26 protein-coding genes are annotated in these 14,999 nt (G+C 56.5%); all 26 read right to left on the bottom strand.

The window, feature by feature from the left end:
* Nucleotides 1-59 precede the first annotated feature (59 nt).
* Genes secY through E3E51_RS07805 form a run of 26 tightly spaced genes read right to left on the bottom strand, consistent with a single transcriptional unit; the run spans nucleotide 60 to nucleotide 14,088 of the window.
* Nucleotides 60-1,505 (bottom strand): preprotein translocase subunit SecY, encoded by a 1,446-nt coding sequence (gene secY, locus E3E51_RS07930; RefSeq protein WP_167912569.1) that lies wholly within the window; start codon nucleotides 1,503-1,505, stop codon nucleotides 60-62.
* 36 nt (nucleotides 1,506-1,541) lie between these two features.
* Nucleotides 1,542-1,988 carry an uL15 family ribosomal protein gene (locus E3E51_RS07925; protein ID WP_167912568.1) on the bottom strand — a complete coding sequence of 149 codons (447 nt, stop codon included), beginning with the start codon at nucleotides 1,986-1,988 and terminating at the stop codon, nucleotides 1,542-1,544.
* A gap of 11 nt (nucleotides 1,989-1,999) precedes the next feature.
* A complete protein-coding gene (locus E3E51_RS07920) occupies nucleotides 2,000-2,467 on the bottom strand; it encodes a 50S ribosomal protein L30 (RefSeq protein ID WP_167912567.1) in 468 nt (155 codons plus the stop codon).
* 11 nt (nucleotides 2,468-2,478) lie between these two features.
* Complete coding sequence (rpsE, locus tag E3E51_RS07915; protein WP_088179860.1) at nucleotides 2,479-3,186, bottom strand: 30S ribosomal protein S5; 708 nt, start codon at nucleotides 3,184-3,186, stop codon at nucleotides 2,479-2,481.
* On the bottom strand, nucleotides 3,183-3,788 hold the full coding sequence (locus E3E51_RS07910; RefSeq protein WP_167912566.1) for a 50S ribosomal protein L18: 606 nt from the start codon (nucleotides 3,786-3,788) through the stop codon (nucleotides 3,183-3,185). The genes rpsE and E3E51_RS07910 overlap by 4 nt, the downstream gene beginning before the upstream one ends.
* 10 nt (nucleotides 3,789-3,798) lie before the next feature.
* Nucleotides 3,799-4,245 carry a 50S ribosomal protein L19e gene (locus E3E51_RS07905; protein WP_167912565.1) on the bottom strand — a complete coding sequence of 149 codons (447 nt, stop codon included), beginning with the start codon at nucleotides 4,243-4,245 and terminating at the stop codon, nucleotides 3,799-3,801.
* Nucleotides 4,246-4,250: 5 nt separating this feature from the next.
* Nucleotides 4,251-4,634 (bottom strand): 50S ribosomal protein L32e, encoded by a 384-nt coding sequence (locus E3E51_RS07900; RefSeq protein WP_167912564.1) that lies wholly within the window; start codon nucleotides 4,632-4,634, stop codon nucleotides 4,251-4,253.
* Between the two features lie 10 nt (nucleotides 4,635-4,644).
* On the bottom strand, nucleotides 4,645-5,199 hold the full coding sequence (locus E3E51_RS07895) for a 50S ribosomal protein L6 (protein ID WP_167912563.1): 555 nt from the start codon (nucleotides 5,197-5,199) through the stop codon (nucleotides 4,645-4,647).
* Between the two features lie 10 nt (nucleotides 5,200-5,209).
* Nucleotides 5,210-5,602 (bottom strand): 30S ribosomal protein S8, encoded by a 393-nt coding sequence (locus E3E51_RS07890; protein ID WP_088179855.1) that lies wholly within the window; start codon nucleotides 5,600-5,602, stop codon nucleotides 5,210-5,212.
* An 11-nt stretch (nucleotides 5,603-5,613) separates the two neighbouring features.
* Nucleotides 5,614-5,784, bottom strand: coding sequence for a 30S ribosomal protein S14 (locus tag E3E51_RS07885; protein ID WP_014012546.1), 171 nt, complete (start codon nucleotides 5,782-5,784; stop codon nucleotides 5,614-5,616).
* Between the two features lies 1 nt (nucleotide 5,785).
* The gene (locus E3E51_RS07880) at nucleotides 5,786-6,337 is read right to left on the bottom strand and encodes a 50S ribosomal protein L5 (RefSeq protein ID WP_167912562.1); all 552 of its coding nucleotides are present in this window, start codon (nucleotides 6,335-6,337) and stop codon (nucleotides 5,786-5,788) included.
* 11 nt (nucleotides 6,338-6,348) lie between these two features.
* Entirely contained in the window at nucleotides 6,349-7,080 is a 732-nt protein-coding gene (locus E3E51_RS07875) for a 30S ribosomal protein S4e (RefSeq protein WP_167912561.1), read from the bottom strand.
* Nucleotides 7,080-7,445, bottom strand: coding sequence for a 50S ribosomal protein L24 (rplX, locus tag E3E51_RS07870; protein ID WP_167912560.1), 366 nt, complete (start codon nucleotides 7,443-7,445; stop codon nucleotides 7,080-7,082). Before rplX ends, E3E51_RS07875 begins: the two co-directional genes overlap by 1 nt.
* 10 nt (nucleotides 7,446-7,455) lie before the next feature.
* Nucleotides 7,456-7,881, bottom strand: a complete 426-nt coding sequence (locus tag E3E51_RS07865; protein WP_055429656.1) for a 50S ribosomal protein L14 — start codon at nucleotides 7,879-7,881, stop codon at nucleotides 7,456-7,458.
* Nucleotides 7,882-7,886: 5 nt separating this feature from the next.
* On the bottom strand, nucleotides 7,887-8,222 hold the full coding sequence (locus tag E3E51_RS07860; RefSeq protein ID WP_088179851.1) for a 30S ribosomal protein S17: 336 nt from the start codon (nucleotides 8,220-8,222) through the stop codon (nucleotides 7,887-7,889).
* Complete coding sequence (locus tag E3E51_RS07855; protein WP_167912559.1) at nucleotides 8,219-8,596, bottom strand: ribonuclease P protein component 1; 378 nt, start codon at nucleotides 8,594-8,596, stop codon at nucleotides 8,219-8,221. Before E3E51_RS07855 ends, E3E51_RS07860 begins: the two co-directional genes overlap by 4 nt.
* The gene (yciH, locus tag E3E51_RS07850) at nucleotides 8,482-8,748 is read right to left on the bottom strand and encodes a stress response translation initiation inhibitor YciH (protein WP_206204009.1); all 267 of its coding nucleotides are present in this window, start codon (nucleotides 8,746-8,748) and stop codon (nucleotides 8,482-8,484) included. The genes E3E51_RS07855 and yciH overlap by 115 nt, the downstream gene beginning before the upstream one ends.
* Before the next feature lie 36 nt (nucleotides 8,749-8,784).
* Nucleotides 8,785-8,985 (bottom strand): 50S ribosomal protein L29, encoded by a 201-nt coding sequence (gene rpmC, locus E3E51_RS07845; RefSeq protein WP_167912558.1) that lies wholly within the window; start codon nucleotides 8,983-8,985, stop codon nucleotides 8,785-8,787.
* Entirely contained in the window at nucleotides 8,972-9,604 is a 633-nt protein-coding gene (locus E3E51_RS07840; protein WP_088179848.1) for a 30S ribosomal protein S3, read from the bottom strand. The genes rpmC and E3E51_RS07840 overlap by 14 nt, the downstream gene beginning before the upstream one ends.
* Before the next feature lie 5 nt (nucleotides 9,605-9,609).
* Nucleotides 9,610-10,080 carry a 50S ribosomal protein L22 gene (rplV, locus tag E3E51_RS07835; protein ID WP_167912557.1) on the bottom strand — a complete coding sequence of 157 codons (471 nt, stop codon included), beginning with the start codon at nucleotides 10,078-10,080 and terminating at the stop codon, nucleotides 9,610-9,612.
* Nucleotides 10,081-10,090: 10 nt separating this feature from the next.
* On the bottom strand, nucleotides 10,091-10,492 hold the full coding sequence (locus E3E51_RS07830; protein ID WP_088864072.1) for a 30S ribosomal protein S19: 402 nt from the start codon (nucleotides 10,490-10,492) through the stop codon (nucleotides 10,091-10,093).
* Nucleotides 10,493-10,494: 2 nt separating this feature from the next.
* Nucleotides 10,495-11,214 carry a 50S ribosomal protein L2 gene (locus tag E3E51_RS07825; protein ID WP_058937894.1) on the bottom strand — a complete coding sequence of 240 codons (720 nt, stop codon included), beginning with the start codon at nucleotides 11,212-11,214 and terminating at the stop codon, nucleotides 10,495-10,497.
* Nucleotides 11,215-11,227: 13 nt separating this feature from the next.
* Nucleotides 11,228-11,488 (bottom strand): 50S ribosomal protein L23, encoded by a 261-nt coding sequence (locus E3E51_RS07820; protein WP_167912556.1) that lies wholly within the window; start codon nucleotides 11,486-11,488, stop codon nucleotides 11,228-11,230.
* A 6-nt stretch (nucleotides 11,489-11,494) separates the two neighbouring features.
* Nucleotides 11,495-12,262, bottom strand: a complete 768-nt coding sequence (gene rpl4p, locus E3E51_RS07815) for a 50S ribosomal protein L4 (RefSeq protein ID WP_167912555.1) — start codon at nucleotides 12,260-12,262, stop codon at nucleotides 11,495-11,497.
* Nucleotides 12,263-12,272: 10 nt separating this feature from the next.
* Nucleotides 12,273-13,316, bottom strand: coding sequence for a 50S ribosomal protein L3 (locus E3E51_RS07810; protein ID WP_167912554.1), 1,044 nt, complete (start codon nucleotides 13,314-13,316; stop codon nucleotides 12,273-12,275).
* A gap of 1 nt (nucleotide 13,317) precedes the next feature.
* Nucleotides 13,318-14,088, bottom strand: a complete 771-nt coding sequence (locus tag E3E51_RS07805; RefSeq protein ID WP_167912553.1) for a putative RNA uridine N3 methyltransferase — start codon at nucleotides 14,086-14,088, stop codon at nucleotides 13,318-13,320.
* Nucleotides 14,089-14,999: the final 911 nt, after the last annotated feature.

Genomic DNA, 14,999 nt, shown 5'->3' with positions numbered 1-14,999 from the left:
GTTTCTGGAAGAAGTAATCGAACCGGGTTTAAAAGGTTTTGTGAAAGAAAAGAAAGACCTCACTTGGCAAAGAACTTCCTCAAAGCAGGGAACATCTCGGTGGCCTGTTCCCTTGCCACCTCCTCATAGAACCTGTAGAGGATACCAACCGTAAGGAGGATTCCGGTTCCGGTACCCAGGGCCCCAAGGAAGTCCGCCAGCACTGCGACTATCGCCAGGGTGAACGAACCCCAGAAGGTAACGTAGGGAATGTACCTGTTGAGCACCCTCTCCAGTATCCTCGGATCACGCCTGAATCCCGGAATCTGCAGACCAGCGCTCTGGAGCTGTCTGGCGATGCTTCTGGCGTCGAGGCCCGTAAGCTCGACCCAGAGGAATCCGAAGAGTATCGCCCAGAAGATGGTCATCAGAGCATAGACTAGGGCCCTGCCCGGGTCGGCTACGACGTGATAGATGTCCCTCGGCGGGTAGAGGTAGGTGACGAATCCGGTCAGTGGATACCCGTTTTCGTCGAAGGTTCCAAGGAAGGTGTAGCCGAAGTTGTTGAGGAGCCTGGCCCACAGCTGGATGTTTGAGTAAAGGGCAAAGGTTAGGATGATCGGTATATTGCTGACGTACATGAACCTTATCGGATACCTTCCGCGGACTGTGACGCGGCCGTAGCTGAGCGGTATCTCCACGCGCATGCTCTCAAGGTAGACGACCACGAGGAAGACGATTATCGTCGCCATTAAATCCATCATGTCGGGCAGTGTTCCCCTGTAGAGGGCTCCGGTTAAGTCACCGTAGAATAAATGCTGTATGAACGCTGGAATAGCGCCTATGATGGCAGGCCCCCCTGTAACCGGGTCGATGTAGTCAGGAGTCGTTGCGGGATTCAACGCCTTAGTGATGACGGTCTGGGAAACACCCGCGGCGATGAAGAGGCTGATACCGCTTCCGATTCCCCACTTGCTGACCAGCTCATCGAGGAGGATGAGCATCACGGAGGCTAACCCAAGCTGGAGTATGATGAGTATCGCCAGACCAATTCCAATGTACGCCTCACCGGCGGGTGTCGTGACGGTCTGGAAGGCGCCGAGGCTGGTGTCTACCCTACCGAATGCGCCAGCGAAGACGTAGATAGCTGCCTCGAAGAAGCTCATGAATACTGCGAACAGCTTCTGAGCGGCCTGGTAAAACCTTCTATCCTCATGATTGGAGAGATCAAGGTGAACTATCTCAGAACCGACAAGAAGCTGCATAATGATGCTCGCGGTGACGATTGGCCCAATACCAAGCGTCAGAAGAGAACCGCTCCTTCCGGCAAGGACGAACCTGAGCGTGGCGAAGTAGTCCTGAATCTGCGAGGGGATTCCATAGAGAGGAATCTCCGCAAGGACGAAGTACAGCAGCAGAACGATTCCCGTCCACATGAACTTCTCCTTGAGCGGCACGTGTCTCTTGGGCCGCTCGACCTCTGGGAAGTACCTTTCAATTGCGAACACTACGTTCCTGAACCCCATGATTAACACCCGCCAAAAGTTAAATTAAATGGGGAATCAGGCGAGGATAACCTCGCCGCCAGCGGCCTTTATCTTCTCCTCGGCCTTCGGGGTAACGTAGTAGGCCTTGATGGTGAGGGGCCTGGTGAGCTTTCCGGTTCCGAGAACCTTGTCGACGCCGAGCTGGGTGACGTCAACGACCACCTTCCCCTCCTCCTCGTAGGCAACGCCCATGTCAAGGAAGAGGGTGAGGTTCTCGTCTATGTCGCTGAGGTTTATGGTCTTAGGGGTATACTGGACGGCCTTGGGCCTGTGGAAGCCGCGCTTGCCGAGGTGGTCCGGGGCGTACTTGATGACCCAGGTCCACTTGGTGTTCTTCCTCTTTCCGGTTCCGGCCATTCCCTTACCGCCCTTGCTACCGCCGCCGCGGTGCTTCTTCTTGCAGCCCCATCCGTGAGTGTGACTTCCGCGGAGCTTCCTAACCTTCTTCTTCCTCCTTATCATCTCTCGCCACCTCAGAGCATTCTCTCAATGAGGTCGTTTATCCTCTCGCCGCGGTAGCCGAGGGCTCCGCCTTCCTTAAAGCTGCGCTTCTTGCTGCCCTTGAGGCCACCCCTCGGCGGGTGGAGCCTAAAGACCGGCTTGATGTTCGGCAGGTCCGTGAGCTTCATCTCGCCGGCGACGACCTTCTCCGCGAACTCCTCGATGGTCATGCCGAGCTTCTCCTTGACGTACTCGTCGGTTATCGGCCTGTTGCCGATGAGCCTGCCCCTCTTCCTGAGGAGCTTGGCAAGGGTCTCCTTGTCGATTTCGCCCCAGGTGATGTAGTCCTTGACCTTCTGAACCATTCCCTTATAGCTCGGGTTGTCGTCGACGAGGACGAGGTGGTTGATCCTGTGGAGGCGGAGCATGGCGAGGGTGTCCCTAACCTCTCCCCTCGCCCTTATCCCGCTCCTAAGCCTGATGAGTGCGAGCTTTGCCATCCTCTCTCACCTCACTCCAGCTCAAAGTTCGCCGGCATCTCCCTTCCGACGATGATACCGTACTTCTCCTCCATGCCCGGCTGGATTGCAACGCGGTTGGTGTTGTAGAGCGCGTTGAAGACCGCCTTGGCGAAGTTGACGGTGGTCCTCGTCTCACCCAGGCTCTGTGACCAGACGTCCTGAACGCCGGCGAGGCTGAGTATCTTCTTGCCGACGTCACCTATGACGAGGCCGAGGCCACGCGGTCCCGGCATGAGCTTGACGCGGACGCTTCCCTCTTTGCCCTCGACGGCGAACGGAATCGAGTGCGGCCTTCTGCACCTGCACTCCCAGGAACCACAGCCGCGCTTGATCTCGATGATGTTCATCTTGGCGTAGTTGATGGCCTTCCTGATGGCTATTCCAACCTCCTTTCCGTGGCCGATTCCGAGGCCGACGTAGCCGTCCCTGTTGCCGACGGCGGCGAGGACTCTAAACCTGATCCTCCTGCCGCTGTCGGTCATCCTGACGGTGAGGGCTATGTCGAGAACCTCCTGGTTCTCCCTCATGTTGACCTCCGGAAGGAGGACGTCCACTATCTCCGGCTCCTTAATCTGGTATCCCTTGCGGAATATCTCGTGAATGTCAGTTATCTGACCTTCCTTGACGAGCTGGCCGAGCTTGGTCCTCGGCTCCCACTCCTCCAAAACCCTCTGGGCGATCTCCCTCGGGTCGCTCATTCTCTCGCCTCCTCAAACTTCTCGATTATCCTCGCCTTGACCTCCTCAAAGTGCTCGGGGAGCTTCTCCGGAGCGAGACCCTTGACGAGGTATCCCGAGAACTGCTTCTTATAGCGCTCCTCGTCCTCTTCCTTGAGGGTCTTGGCGTAGTTGGCTATGTGCTCGCCGTTTATCCTGTAGTCCTCTGGATAAATCTCCTCGCTGTGCGGGACGTCCAGGCCCGCATCAACGGCTCCCTTGAGGACGGCGAAGATGCTCGAACCCCTGGTCGGCGGGTGGAGGCCTATGTCGAGGATGGCCTCTTCAACGCCTGCCTTCTTGGCCTTGTAGCCTATGAGGAGACCGAGCAGGTAGGCCGAAGGCGTGTTGCCGCCGTGTCCCTTCCAGCCGAAGTCCCTCATGAGTTCCTTCGTGTGGGCTGAAACCACAGTCCTGTCTCCCTTCGGGTCGTAGACGACGATCTGAGCCACATGGTGGTTGAGGGTCTTCCTCACGACAAGCCTGGGCTTCCCAGACTTGAGGAGGGCGAGCCTCTTGTGATAGTTAGTCTTACCCTCTCTCCTTCTCCTGAACGGAACCCTATATCTCGGTCCGCGTGCCATCTCTCTCACCTCACTCCTTCAGTATGTCGTGCTCCTGCATGAACATGTAGAGCTGCCTCTTGTTCTTGAACTGGCCGCCCTTGGCGCGGATGTAGAGCTTCCTGTAGGCGTGCTCGTCGAGCTTGCCCTCGGCCTTGAGCTTCCTGAGCTCCTTCCTGAGGGCCCTTATGGTCATCATCCAGCGCTCCTTCTTGCCCATCCTGGCGGTCTTCTTACCCTTCTTGCTTCCCGGACCCCTGTGGCGGCCCTTCTTCCTGGCCTCCTGGAAGGCCCTGGCGCGAGCCCTGCTCTGGCCCTTGACGGGCTTCTTTTTGATGACGCCGTCGTTGATGAGCCTTCTGATATCCTCCCTGGTGATGGCAGCCGCGACGTCATCAATCCTCTCCGGGTCGATCCAGACCCTGTTCTCACCGCACTTCAACAAATCAGCGGCAATCCTTCTCTGCATCTTGAGCATGAGTCTCACCTCGCGTTAAGAACCTTCACACCGAGCTCCTTCGCCCTGGCGAGTATAAGCTCTCTCTTCCTGGCGCCAACGGTTCCGGCTATCCTGGCGGCCTGCCTGGTCGGGTCTATGGCCTCAAGCTCTTTGACGTTGTGGACGAGGACTTCCTCGTAGCCGCTCGGGTGGAGTCCCCTAACGAGCCTCGGTGAGCTCCAGCCTATGCTCGGTGACCTGGCCTTGCCCTTCTTCTTGAGCCTCATCTTGCTGTCGATCCCCTTCGGCCTGCGCCACTTCGGGTCGTTCTTGAACTTCGGATAGCGCCACCACTCCTGGCGAAGGAAGCGGGGCTTCTTCCTCTTGATCCCGGCCCTTACCTTAAGGAGTCTCGCCTTCTCGTTCATTTCTCACACCTCAGAACTTTATCGGCTTACCAGCCTTCTCCACGATGTAAATTCCATCCTGGAAGACACGCCTGTCCCACTTGGTTATCCTGGTCGCCTGCTCGATGTTTGCAGCGGTCTGGCCAACGGCCTCCTTGTCGATGCCCTCGACGATGACATCGCTGCCCATGACCTTGACGGTGACTCCCGGGAGGATTTTAGCCCTCCTCGGGTTCTTCTCACCGAGGAAGTTCTCGATGACGACCTCGTCACCCTGGACCTTGACTGTCATTGGGAAGTGGCTGTAGACAATCTTGAGCTTGTAGGTGAAGCCTTCGGTTACACCCTTGATCATGTTGGCTATGTGGGCCTTGAAGGTTCTGGCTATGGCTATGTCCCTCTTCCTCGGGAATTCCTTGAAGACGACGACCTTACCGTCCTCTGTGAAGATCTGAACGCCCGGATACTTGAGCTCCCTCTGGAGCTCGCCCTTCGGGCCCCTGACCTTGACGGTGTTCCCCTCAACGGTGACCTCGACTCCCTCTGGAATCTCAACCTCTTCCCTTACCCACGCGTCTATCGGCATCTCTCTCACCTCAGTAGACGTAGGCTATCAGCCTTCCGCCGATTCCCTTCTCGATGGCCTCTTTGTGGGTCATGACGCCCTGGGAGGTCGAGACGATGAGGATACCGAACTCGAAGGCCGGAAGGAACCTCTTCTCCCAGGCCTCGTACTCCCTGGCCTTAACCGGGAACCTCGGCTTTATCGCTCCAGCCTTGTTGATCTTTCCTATGAGCTGCACCCTGTAGATGCCTGCCCTTCCGTCGTCTATGAACTCGAACTCACCGATGTAGCCGTTCTCCTGCATAACCCTGAGGACCTCTCCCATGAGCTTGGAGGCCGGCTTGAGGTAGACCTCCTTCTTTCCGACCCTCTCGCTGTTGGTTATGTGGGAGAGAGCGTTTGCCAGCGGGTCAAGCAAAGTCATCTCCTCTCACCTCACTCGTACTTCTTAAAGCCCAGCTTGGGGGCTATCTCTCTAAAGCAGTGTCTGCAGAGCATAAGGCCGTGTATCCTGATTATCGGGCCGTACTGGCCGCAGCGCATGCACCTTCTCGCACCCTTCCCAAACTTCCTGGGCTTCCTCTTGTTGTAGTCAGCCTTCGCCATCTCACAATCCCTCCACGGTAACCTTAAACTCCTCCATAGCGAAGACGATACCTTCCTCCTTGGTCAGCTTGTGCCTGTTCGGTATCTTCTTCCTCTGCCTCTTCCTCTTGGCGACCCTGAAGCCGGGCCTCTCAAGGGTGACGCAGACGTCCATACCGAAGATGCCTATCTCTGGGTCGTACTCGACGCCCGGTATGTTGATGTGCTCGTCTATTCCAAAGCAGAAGTTGCCGTGCTCGTCAAAGTTGGTCGCTTTGAGCTTGTTGTCCACAGCCGCGAGGAGTCTCCTGAGCATCTCCTCCGCCTTCTCGCCGCGGAGGGTGACCTTGACGGCTATCGGCTCTCCGCGCCTGATTCCGAAGTCCTTGTTGGTCTGCTTGGCCCTTCTCCTTATCGGCTTCTGGCCGACGAGCCCCTCCAGCATCTTCTCGGCCTTGGTGAGCCTCTCACCGCTCTCGCCAACTCCAATGTTTATGGTGACCTTGGCAATTCTGGGCTTCCTCATCGGGTGAGCTTCCCAGTCTGCAAGGATAGCCTCTCTGTTGATCTGCATCTCATCTCACCTCACGGAAGGGAAATCTCCGGCTTGTCCTTACCAACGACGAAGGCGTACTCCTTCAGAGTGTCGAAGAGCTCGCCGTTCTCGTCCTCGATTGTGACGACGTCCGGCCATCCCATTGGGAATCCCCTGACCTCGACGACCTTACCCTTCCTCGCAACGTTCTTACCCTGGGTAACGAAGACGTAAGCTCCAACCTCGAACGGGATGACCTCGATGACCTCCCTGTCAGGTACCCTCATGAGGACGGTGTAGGCCGTCCTGTACTTGTCCTTCTCGTCCATGGTGACGAGGTGGTTGCTTCCGTCGTGGAGGTTGAGCTGGACCTTGGCTCCCTTGACCATGCGCTTGTTGCTTATCCTGAGCGGCTTGATGTTGGCTTCCTTCTCGCTTATCGGGTGGAGTATGAGCTTGCCAATCCTGTTCGGGAGAACCCTGTAGTGCTCACCGGTCTCGGGGATGGAAATCACGTCCATGATTCCGACCGGGAACTTGTAGTCCTTCCTAACGCGGCCGTCAACGAGTATCTTGCCCTCGTTGAGAATCTTCCTCGCCTCGCGAGCGGTCTTGGCGTAGCCGAGGTAGTCCCTGACTATGTAGAGCAGCGGAATCGAGGTCCTCATGCTGTGCGGACCCGGTCTCGGCCTGACCGCCCACTTGTAGGTCTTCCTTGAGATGTACCACTGATTCGGAGCGGCAAGCCTCTTAAGGTGCCTCTTGGCTCCTTTCCTCGCCATCAACCAGCCCTCCTATTAATTATCTTCTCCCTCTTCTCGTCCTCAAGGTTGAGGTCTATTATCATAACGTTCGACGGGTGAACCGGGTAGAAGACTTCGGTTCCGTCGACCTTCTTCTGGGTGACCCCCTCGATGTGTATCCTGTACCTCTTGAGGTCAACCTCAAGGACCTTGCCTTCCTTGCCCTTGAAGTCGCCGCGCATAACGCGAACCTTGTCGCCCTCCCTGATCGGAAGGCTCCTCACGCCGTACTTGTTCCTGAGCTCCGGGCTCAGGGTGGCGGCCATTATCTTGCTCCTAAGGTGAAGGGGAGCGTTGTAGAGGAACTTCCTCTGCTTCTTGGGCTGTCTCGTCTTCAACTTCATCATTCTCACCTCACAACACTATGCTCGCTATGCTTCCGAGCCTTACCCAGCGCTCGGCGGCCTCCCTGGCTATGGCACCCCTGATTTCGGTTCCCCTCGGGACACCCTCCGGGGTGACTATCGCTGCCGCGTTGTCCTCGAACTTGACGCGCATGCCATCAAGGCGTCTGTACTCCTTCCTCTGCCTGACGACGACGGCCCTAACCACCTGGTGCCTGATGTCCGGCCTTCCCTTCTTGACGGCGGCGATGACCATGTCGCCGACACCGGCCGAGGCAAGCCTCCTCCTGGTGCCCTTGTAGCCAACGACGCCGATTATCTGGATGACCTTGGCGCCGCTGTTGTCGGCGACCTTGAGGTAAGCGCCTATCGGAAGAGCGCGAGTCGGCCTGACCGGGCTAATACCTCTTGTAGCACCTGCACCCTTCTTCGCCATTTAGATCACCTCTCGCCAGCCCTCTTGGTGACTGCAACGACAACCCAGCTCTTGGTCTTGCTTATCGGCCTGGTCTCGGCTATGAGAACCTTGTCGCCGACCTTGGCGTCTATGCACTCCGGGTTGTGAGCGTGAACCTTGCTCCTTCTGAGCTCATACCTCTCGTATTTTTTGAGGTAGTGGTAGTGCTGCCTCTCGACGACGACGGTCTTTTTGCCCTTGTCGCTGACGACTATTCCCTCGAAGTATCTGCCGTGTATCTTGAGGTGCCCGTGCCAGGGGCAGTGCGGGTCGTCGCACTTCTCAGCGGGAGGCTGAACCTTCAATCCAATCTCTCTCATTTTCGCCACCTCTTCTTCAATCTCATCTCGGGTCTTCCAATCAGCTCTTTTCCGTTGATTCGGATCCTTTTACCGCCAACTTCAAACTCAATCTCCACCACGTCCTTCGGGATAACCCAGACCCTCTCACCGCCGATGGTGAGGGTGTTCCTCGTCTCGTCAAGGACGTAGCCCTCGATGCCAACCAGCTCTGGATGAGATGCCCTTATAATTTTTGCTTTCAGCCCTATGAGCTCGCTCCAGATGATGTTTTTCTGATTCACTCGATTTCTATCAGGTCCTCTGAAAATCCAAGGTCTCCGAGCAACTTCTTGACCCTTTCTCTGTGGTCCCCCTGGAGCTCTATCCTTCCCTTCTTGACCGTTCCGCCGCATGCCAGCTTCGCCTTCAGCTTCTTTGCTATATCTTCGAGGTCAAACTCCTTTTCGTCTATGCCCTCGATTATGGTTTTAAGCTTTCCGTAGCGGGCCTTCTCTATGTAAACTCTAATTCTCTGCTGCTCCTTCAGGACCTCCTTAAAGAGCATCTCATCCAGAGGGTTAACAATCCTAGGCACTAACCATCACCTTTTCTCCCTAAGCTTCTCCTTCCTTATGGTCAGCAGGCGCGCGATATCGCGCCTGATGTTCCGGATGACCATGGGGTTCTCAAGCGAGGCCCCCATGGTGAGCACACCCCTCTCCTTGGCGAGTTCAAGGCGGAGCTCCCTGAGCTTCTTCTCGATCTCCTCGATGCTCATCTCCCTAATCTCACTCGGCTTCATTGGTGCTCACCTCTTCCTCGACGGGCTTCTCTATAACCTCTATCTCATCCGGGAGCTTGGCGTCGGGCGGCATGATGGAGACCTTAACTCCAATGACACCGAGCTTGAGCTTGGCCTGGGCGTAGCCCTTGCTGACGAGGGTCTCGGCCGGGTTTCCGACCTTGGCGAGATAGCCCTGGTAGAACCTGACGCTCTTGGCCCTCTCACCGGTGAGCTTTCCGCTCAGGCGAATCTCAACGCCCCTGGCGCCGTTCCTCATGATAGCCCTGATGGCCGAGTAGGCTGCCCTCCTGAAGTGGATGCCCCTCTCAAGGGCCTGGGCGAGCCTGACGGCCTGGACCTTGGCGTTGAGGTAGGGGTTCTTTATCTCCTCAACCTCGATCTGCGGGTTCTCAAGGTTGAACTTCCTTTCGAGGGTTCTAGTGAGCTCCCTAATGCGCCTTCCACCCCTGCCTATGACGTAGCCGGGGTTGGCGGCGAAGATGACGACCTTGGTTCCAAGGGGGGTCTTTTTGATGTCTATTCCGCCGTAGCCGGCGCGCCTAAGCTCCTTCTCAAGGTACTCGTCGATGAGCATCTCCTTAACGCCTTCCTTGATGAAGTATCTCTCGATCGCCAAAAGTCTCACCTCCTAACTTCCTCAACGACTATCTCGATGTGAGTGGTCTGCTCGTTGAACGGTGTGGCCCTTCCAAAGGCCCTCGGGATGTATCCGCGAAGCACTGGACCGCGCTGGGCAGCCGCGTGGATTATCTTGAGCCTGTCCGGGTCGAGGCCCTTCTGCTCGGCGTTGTTCTTGGCGTTGAGGAGGACCTTCTTGACGGCCTTGGCGACCTTAACAGGGTAGCGACCTGGACCGAAGCCCCTGCCAGGCTTGTGACCCTGGCTGTCGTTGAAGCGCCTCATCGGAACCGGTCTCTTGAGCGCTATAACGTCGTCGAGGTAGCGAAGCGCGTCGTTGAGCATCATACCCCTTATCTCCCTGAGGAGCTCGACGCTGTGCTTCGGGGATATCCTAAGGTCCCTTCCGCTGGCACGAGCCATCCTGTCCGGGTCAAAATTTTGGAATGAGTAGGAAAACCTGCCCCTGCTCATCTATACCACCTCACTTGATGGCCACGAACATTGACGACCTGGTCGCACCGACACCAGGCGAGCCGTGCTGGACTATCTTCCTCGTGAGGGCAAACTCGCCGAGGTAGTGGCCTATCATTTCCTCCTTGATCTCTATCGGGACGAACTCCTTTCCGTTGTAGACGTGGATGGTCATGCCGACCATCTCGGGGAGAATGACCATGTCCCTGCTGTGGGTCCTTATGGGCTTCTTGTACTTGCCCTTCTTGGCAAGCCTTATCTTCCTGAGGAGCTTCTTCTGCTCCGGGCTGAGGCCCCTCCTGAGGCTCCTCCTCTGCCTGCTCGGGAGGAGCTTGGCAAAGTCCTCAAGTGACATGTTGAGCAGTTCCTCGAAGCTGTAACCCCTGTACTTAAACTCCTTCTTTCTCGCCATCTTCACTTCCTCCTACCAGTTCTTCTCGCGGCTATGTGACCGACCTTCCTTCCGGGCGGGGCGCGCCTCGAAACGGTGCTCGGCCTGCCGATGTGGTGCTCCTTACCACCGTGCGGGTGGTTGACGGCGTTCATCTTAACGCCCCTCGGCTTCGGCCAGAACCTGTTCCTGGCCTTGGCGATGTAGTAGGCCTTACCCGCCTTAACGATTGGTTTCTCAAGCCTTCCGCCGCCGGCGACAACGCCTATGGTGGCCCTGCAGGTCGGCTTGAACTGCTTGAGCTCACCGCTCGGGAGCTGGACTATGACCTTGTCCTTCTCCCTGCTGACGACGAGGGCGTAGGCACCGCCTGCTCTAACGTACTTGCCGCCGTCGCCCGGAACTCCCTCGATGTCGTAGACGTAGCTTCCCTCCGGTATCATGGCAAGCGGGAGGGTGTTGCCGATCTTGATTGGAGCGTTCGGCCCGATGGCTATCTCCTCGCCGACGAGGATTCCCTCAGGGGCTATGATAAGCTTCTCCATGCCGTTCTCGAACTTAACGCGAGCCACTGGAGCGGTCCTTCCCGGGTCGTGGAGTATCTCGACGACCTTGCCGACGAGGGTCTTCTCCTTGGTAAGGTTGAGCGGAACGTACCTGACGGCACCCCTGTACCTGTGGGAGGGGGCCCTAAAGGTCGTGGTTCCCTTACCTCTCCTCTGCTGAATCAAACTCTTTCCCATCTCACTCACCCCGTCAGAACAATCCTATCCTGGCAGCAACCTCACTTGCGCTGTACTCAGGCTTAAGCTTCACGTAGGCCTTCTTCTCTCCCTTCATGGTTATGAGGGTGTTGACCTTCTCGACCTTGACCTCGAACATCGCTTCCACGGCCCTCTTGATGTCGGCCTTGGTGGCGCGCTTGTCAACTATGAAGGTGAGCTTGTTCTCGTTCTCGATCATCGCCACGGCCTTCTCCGTGACGACCGGCTTGATGATGACCTTGTACGGATCCATCTCTCATCACCCGTAAATCTCCCTAAGCCTCTCTATGGCTCCCCTCGTCCAGAGGGTAAGCCTTCCGGGGTGGGTACCCGGAGCGAGCAGCTCGGCACTGAGGTTCTCGACGGTGACGACGTCAACGCCCGGGTGGTTCCTCGCTCCCTGGACGATTCCCTCGTTCTTAGCCACGACGATGAGCGGTCCCTTGGCCTTCTTGTAGCGCCTTCCGCGCATCTTGCCCTTACCTGCCCTTATCTTGGTGTTCTTCTTAGCTCTCTCGATGTCGTCCCAGACGCCGAGCTTCTTGAATATCTCCCTGGTCTGGGCGGTCTTGAAGACCTTCTCAAGGTCGTCGGTGACGACTATCGGAACCTGCGGGACGTTGTCAACGATGTGGCCCCTGGCCCTGACGAGGTCGTAGTTAGCGGTTGCGGCGATGGCGCTCATTATGGCCAGCCTGCGCTCCTTCTTGTTGATGCCCTCCCAGATGACCTTCTCAACCTTGGGCGGGTGGGTTCTTCTTCCGCCCCTCGCGAAGGGGACGAAGGCGGCAAACCTCGGGGAGGTCTTTATCCTCTCAACCCTGGCCATTCCGTGGCCCTTTCCGATGTTCTCGGTGACCCTTCTCTTGCCGGCCATCGGGTCCCTGCCCTGCGGCTGTATCCTGTGGGTCCATGAGGCGATGACAGCCCTCCTGATGAGGTCGGGCCTGAACGGAGTGGCAAAGACCTTCGGAAGCTCTATCTCCTCCACAGGCTCGCCTTCGAGATTGAAAACCTTAACCTTCATCTATCTCACCTCACTGCTTGGATTCCCTACTGACGTAGGTTATCTGCGGCCTCTCAACCGGCGGCTTCTTCTTCGGCGGCCTTATAGCCGGCCTGACCCTGATGATCCTCTTGAAGGCTCCCGGAACGGTACCCTGTATCATGAGGAAGTCGCTCCTTATGACGCCGTAGTGCGGGAAGCCACCCTTCGGAGTGACATCTATCTCGTTCTTCTCGTCGAGCTTGAGCTTGCCGTTCTCACCTATGGCTATGAGCCTCTTGTTGAACTCGGTCCTGTGGTGGAAGCCCATCTGACCGGCCTGCGGGACGGTCCACATGACCCTGGTCGGGTGCCACGGACCGAGGTTACCGACGTGCCTGGCCTTGCCAGCCCTCTGGGCCTTGTGGAACTGTATCTTGATTCCCCAGCGCTTGACCGGACCCTGGGTTCCCTTACCCTTGGTGACCGCTATGACGTCGAGGAGCTCACCCTCGTGGAGAACCTCGCTCGCGCGGAGCTCCTTGCCTATCTTCTCCTTGGCGTACTCGAACTTGGCCTTGACGTCGTCGCCACCGATGGCGTACTCCATGACCTCGGGCTTCTTCTTGAGCTTGATGAGCCACGGCTGGGTGTGGACGAGAAGGCGGACGTCGACGATCTCGCCGTCGTTGACAAGGTCCTCAAGCTGACCGAGCTTGGCCTTGAAGGCCTCCTCGTCGTAGTTCTTCGGCAGGGTCTTTATCCTTCTCCTGACGTAGTCGTTGAGCTCGTGGAACCAGACCTCGGTGGCGGTTTCAAGTCCAAGGTAGCCCTGCCTGTAGGCCCTGATGCCGTAGACGAAGAGCGGCGGGACCTCGACCACCGTGACCGGCATGAAGATCTCCTTACCCTTGGTGAGCCCTGGCCTGTCGTCTATCATGAGGATGTGGGTCATGCCAGCCTTGTAGCCGGCGAAACCAAGCATCCTGACTTCGCTGTCCTGTGGCCACTTCCTGATTCTCGGGACTATACTCTTGGCCCTCTTTCTAGGGGAGTAAGCCAGTGAACCTCTCCTTGGCCTGTGTATTTTTCCCATCTCAATCCCTCCTTATGAGATTAAACACCGCGAGTGTGGCCAAGACGGCCTCCTCGGTGCGGACGGTTTTCGTCCGCTGATTCGGAATGGTGTTGAGGATTAGATCAAAGTCATATTCCTCCTCGCCGAGGAGCTCCATCACGCCTTTCCTCGGTGAGCCAAAGGCAAATCCGACCTCCCCCTCAAGCGGGGGAAGCTTCACCTCTCGAACGTCACGCCCCTTCCGGGAGGTGGCAATCGCCAAATCCAGCCTGGCCTTTTTAAGTGTTTTTGCCAGTGACTTTCTGGTTAGATGCACCCTGTAGCCCCAGTATTCAACCGGTTTCGCTGGTATTACTCTGAGAGGCCTTACCGAGACGATTCTGAACGTGGCTCTGCCCTCAACGTCCCCCTCCACCAAAGCGAGCTCGTCAAGGCCGATGTCCGCGTAGGTTCTCCTCCCTTTCCGGAAGGCGAAGCCCTCACGGATTTCGCCGACCCTCGGCTTCCCCTTGAGCTTGTGGTGGGGAGTCCTCAGCGGCGGGATGACGCCGACGTACCTGAGCTCCGGCATGAGGGGGAACAGCCTCTTTCTGAGGTACTGGGGCGTTTCCGCGTACTCCAGGATGGTCTTGATGAACCTTCCGTCCCTGCCACCGGCCCTGTAAATCCACACGTGTTCAACGCCGAAGATTGCGCAAGCCCTGGCTACCTGACCAACCTTGTACGTCCTGATTTTGGGGTCGTCGGTTTCTTCGAGGAGCGAATCCGGAATGAAGACGTGCCAGGCCATTTTTCCGTCATCCTTCGCTATGGTAACTTCAACGCTGAAGTGGGGTCTATGGAGAGTATTTAAAAGGCTTTCGAACCCTTCCACCCTTTTTTGGGCTGAGAGGTATGCAACTTTTTTGCAAAGAAACTTTGCTGACGCAAAGTTTCATCAAAAAGTTATGACTGTTTACTTGAGGGTTTTTGAGTCCGTGCACTTTAAAGAGGGTTCCTGAATACGGGTTTTCACTAAAATATCAACTCTTCAGAGTTCCACCCTGAAAAAGCGTCCGAAAGGACGCTAGTGACAAGTTGGAACTGTTTGAAATGGTTCATTCTTAGAGAAACCCTGCTAAAACTGGCTCTTTGGCAAGTGCACGACTGACCTTTTGCTCATTTTGTGAGAAGGACGTTTTTGGTCAAGCTTTCCTAAAGCTTGCTCTGTACTCTCAAACCCCCGAAGTGGGGCTTCGCCCCACAACCCCGTTTTCTCTGAAACTCCGGGGGGCTAACGCCCCCACACCCCCATTCAGCACTTTGCTTCGCAAAGTGCTGGCGGAAAGAGGTGTGCGTTCCTAAAAATGCTCGTTTTTAAGTGGTTCACTCTACAATTGCCACTTTTACAACGTTTCGCTCTCCACAAGGCGTTCCAAGAACGCCAGAATGAAAGTGAAACCGATTAACAGCCAGACATTAGAATTGAACCTTGTTTTCAAGCAGTTTTTAAATATGCACGCTTTTATTCTCTTTGGTTTAACAGAAGGGGACTCTTTTGGTCAAGCTTTTTCTAAAAGCTTGTTCGCCTTTGCGACGTCGAGCTCTGCTCGACGCAAGGGACGATAGTCCCGCAGAGTTTGACCAAGGTTCGTGGTTCTTTTTGAGATGCCAGAGTGAGATAGGATTCCTTTTTACAGGCTGTTTTGGGTTTGGAATTCT

This window comes from Thermococcus sp. 21S7, assembly GCF_012027615.1.
GTDB lineage: Archaea > Methanobacteriota_B > Thermococci > Thermococcales > Thermococcaceae > Thermococcus.
The sequence above is the reverse complement of the archived record's forward strand: the minus strand, read 5'-3'. Positions and strand labels throughout refer to the sequence as shown.

What these genes read in the sequence shown, in the direction of transcription:
- secY (WP_167912569.1), bottom strand. Translation starts at nt 1,505, where the DNA reads ATGGGGTTCAGGAACGTAGTGTTCGCAATTGAAAGGTACTTCCCAGAG.
- E3E51_RS07925 (WP_167912568.1), bottom strand. Translation starts at nt 1,988, where the DNA reads ATGATAAGGAGGAAGAAGAAGGTTAGGAAGCTCCGCGGAAGTCACACT.
- E3E51_RS07920 (WP_167912567.1), bottom strand. Translation starts at nt 2,467, where the DNA reads ATGGCAAAGCTCGCACTCATCAGGCTTAGGAGCGGGATAAGGGCGAGG.
- rpsE (WP_088179860.1), bottom strand. Translation starts at nt 3,186, where the DNA reads ATGAGCGACCCGAGGGAGATCGCCCAGAGGGTTTTGGAGGAGTGGGAG.
- E3E51_RS07910 (WP_167912566.1), bottom strand. Translation starts at nt 3,788, where the DNA reads ATGGCACGCGGACCGAGATATAGGGTTCCGTTCAGGAGAAGGAGAGAG.
- E3E51_RS07905 (WP_167912565.1), bottom strand. Translation starts at nt 4,245, where the DNA reads ATGCTCAAGATGCAGAGAAGGATTGCCGCTGATTTGTTGAAGTGCGGT.
- E3E51_RS07900 (WP_167912564.1), bottom strand. Translation starts at nt 4,634, where the DNA reads ATGAACGAGAAGGCGAGACTCCTTAAGGTAAGGGCCGGGATCAAGAGG.
- E3E51_RS07895 (WP_167912563.1), bottom strand. Translation starts at nt 5,199, where the DNA reads ATGCCGATAGACGCGTGGGTAAGGGAAGAGGTTGAGATTCCAGAGGGA.
- E3E51_RS07890 (WP_088179855.1), bottom strand. Translation starts at nt 5,602, where the DNA reads ATGACTTTGCTTGACCCGCTGGCAAACGCTCTCTCCCACATAACCAAC.
- E3E51_RS07885 (WP_014012546.1), bottom strand. Translation starts at nt 5,784, where the DNA reads ATGGCGAAGGCTGACTACAACAAGAGGAAGCCCAGGAAGTTTGGGAAG.
- E3E51_RS07880 (WP_167912562.1), bottom strand. Translation starts at nt 6,337, where the DNA reads ATGCAGATCAACAGAGAGGCTATCCTTGCAGACTGGGAAGCTCACCCG.
- E3E51_RS07875 (WP_167912561.1), bottom strand. Translation starts at nt 7,080, where the DNA reads ATGGCGAGGAAAGGAGCCAAGAGGCACCTTAAGAGGCTTGCCGCTCCG.
- rplX (WP_167912560.1), bottom strand. Translation starts at nt 7,445, where the DNA reads ATGAAGTTGAAGACGAGACAGCCCAAGAAGCAGAGGAAGTTCCTCTAC.
- E3E51_RS07865 (WP_055429656.1), bottom strand. Translation starts at nt 7,881, where the DNA reads ATGGCGAAGAAGGGTGCAGGTGCTACAAGAGGTATTAGCCCGGTCAGG.
- E3E51_RS07860 (WP_088179851.1), bottom strand. Translation starts at nt 8,222, where the DNA reads ATGAGAGAGATTGGATTGAAGGTTCAGCCTCCCGCTGAGAAGTGCGAC.
- E3E51_RS07855 (WP_167912559.1), bottom strand. Translation starts at nt 8,596, where the DNA reads ATGCGGCGGAACGGTCAAGAAGGGAAGGATAGAGCTCCAGGGGGACCA.
- yciH (WP_206204009.1), bottom strand. Translation starts at nt 8,748, where the DNA reads ATGCTCTTTAAGGAGGTCCTGAAGGAGCAGCAGAGAATTAGAGTTTAC.
- rpmC (WP_167912558.1), bottom strand. Translation starts at nt 8,985, where the DNA reads ATGAAGCCGAGTGAGATTAGGGAGATGAGCATCGAGGAGATCGAGAAG.
- rplV (WP_167912557.1), bottom strand. Translation starts at nt 10,080, where the DNA reads ATGAGCAGGGGCAGGTTTTCCTACTCATTCCAAAATTTTGACCCGGAC.
- E3E51_RS07830 (WP_088864072.1), bottom strand. Translation starts at nt 10,492, where the DNA reads ATGGCGAGAAAGAAGGAGTTTAAGTACAGGGGTTACAGCTTCGAGGAA.
- E3E51_RS07825 (WP_058937894.1), bottom strand. Translation starts at nt 11,214, where the DNA reads ATGGGAAAGAGTTTGATTCAGCAGAGGAGAGGTAAGGGAACCACGACC.
- E3E51_RS07820 (WP_167912556.1), bottom strand. Translation starts at nt 11,488, where the DNA reads ATGGATCCGTACAAGGTCATCATCAAGCCGGTCGTCACGGAGAAGGCC.
- rpl4p (WP_167912555.1), bottom strand. Translation starts at nt 12,262, where the DNA reads ATGAAGGTTAAGGTTTTCAATCTCGAAGGCGAGCCTGTGGAGGAGATA.
- E3E51_RS07810 (WP_167912554.1), bottom strand. Translation starts at nt 13,316, where the DNA reads ATGGGAAAAATACACAGGCCAAGGAGAGGTTCACTGGCTTACTCCCCT.
- E3E51_RS07805 (WP_167912553.1), bottom strand. Translation starts at nt 14,088, where the DNA reads ATGGCCTGGCACGTCTTCATTCCGGATTCGCTCCTCGAAGAAACCGAC.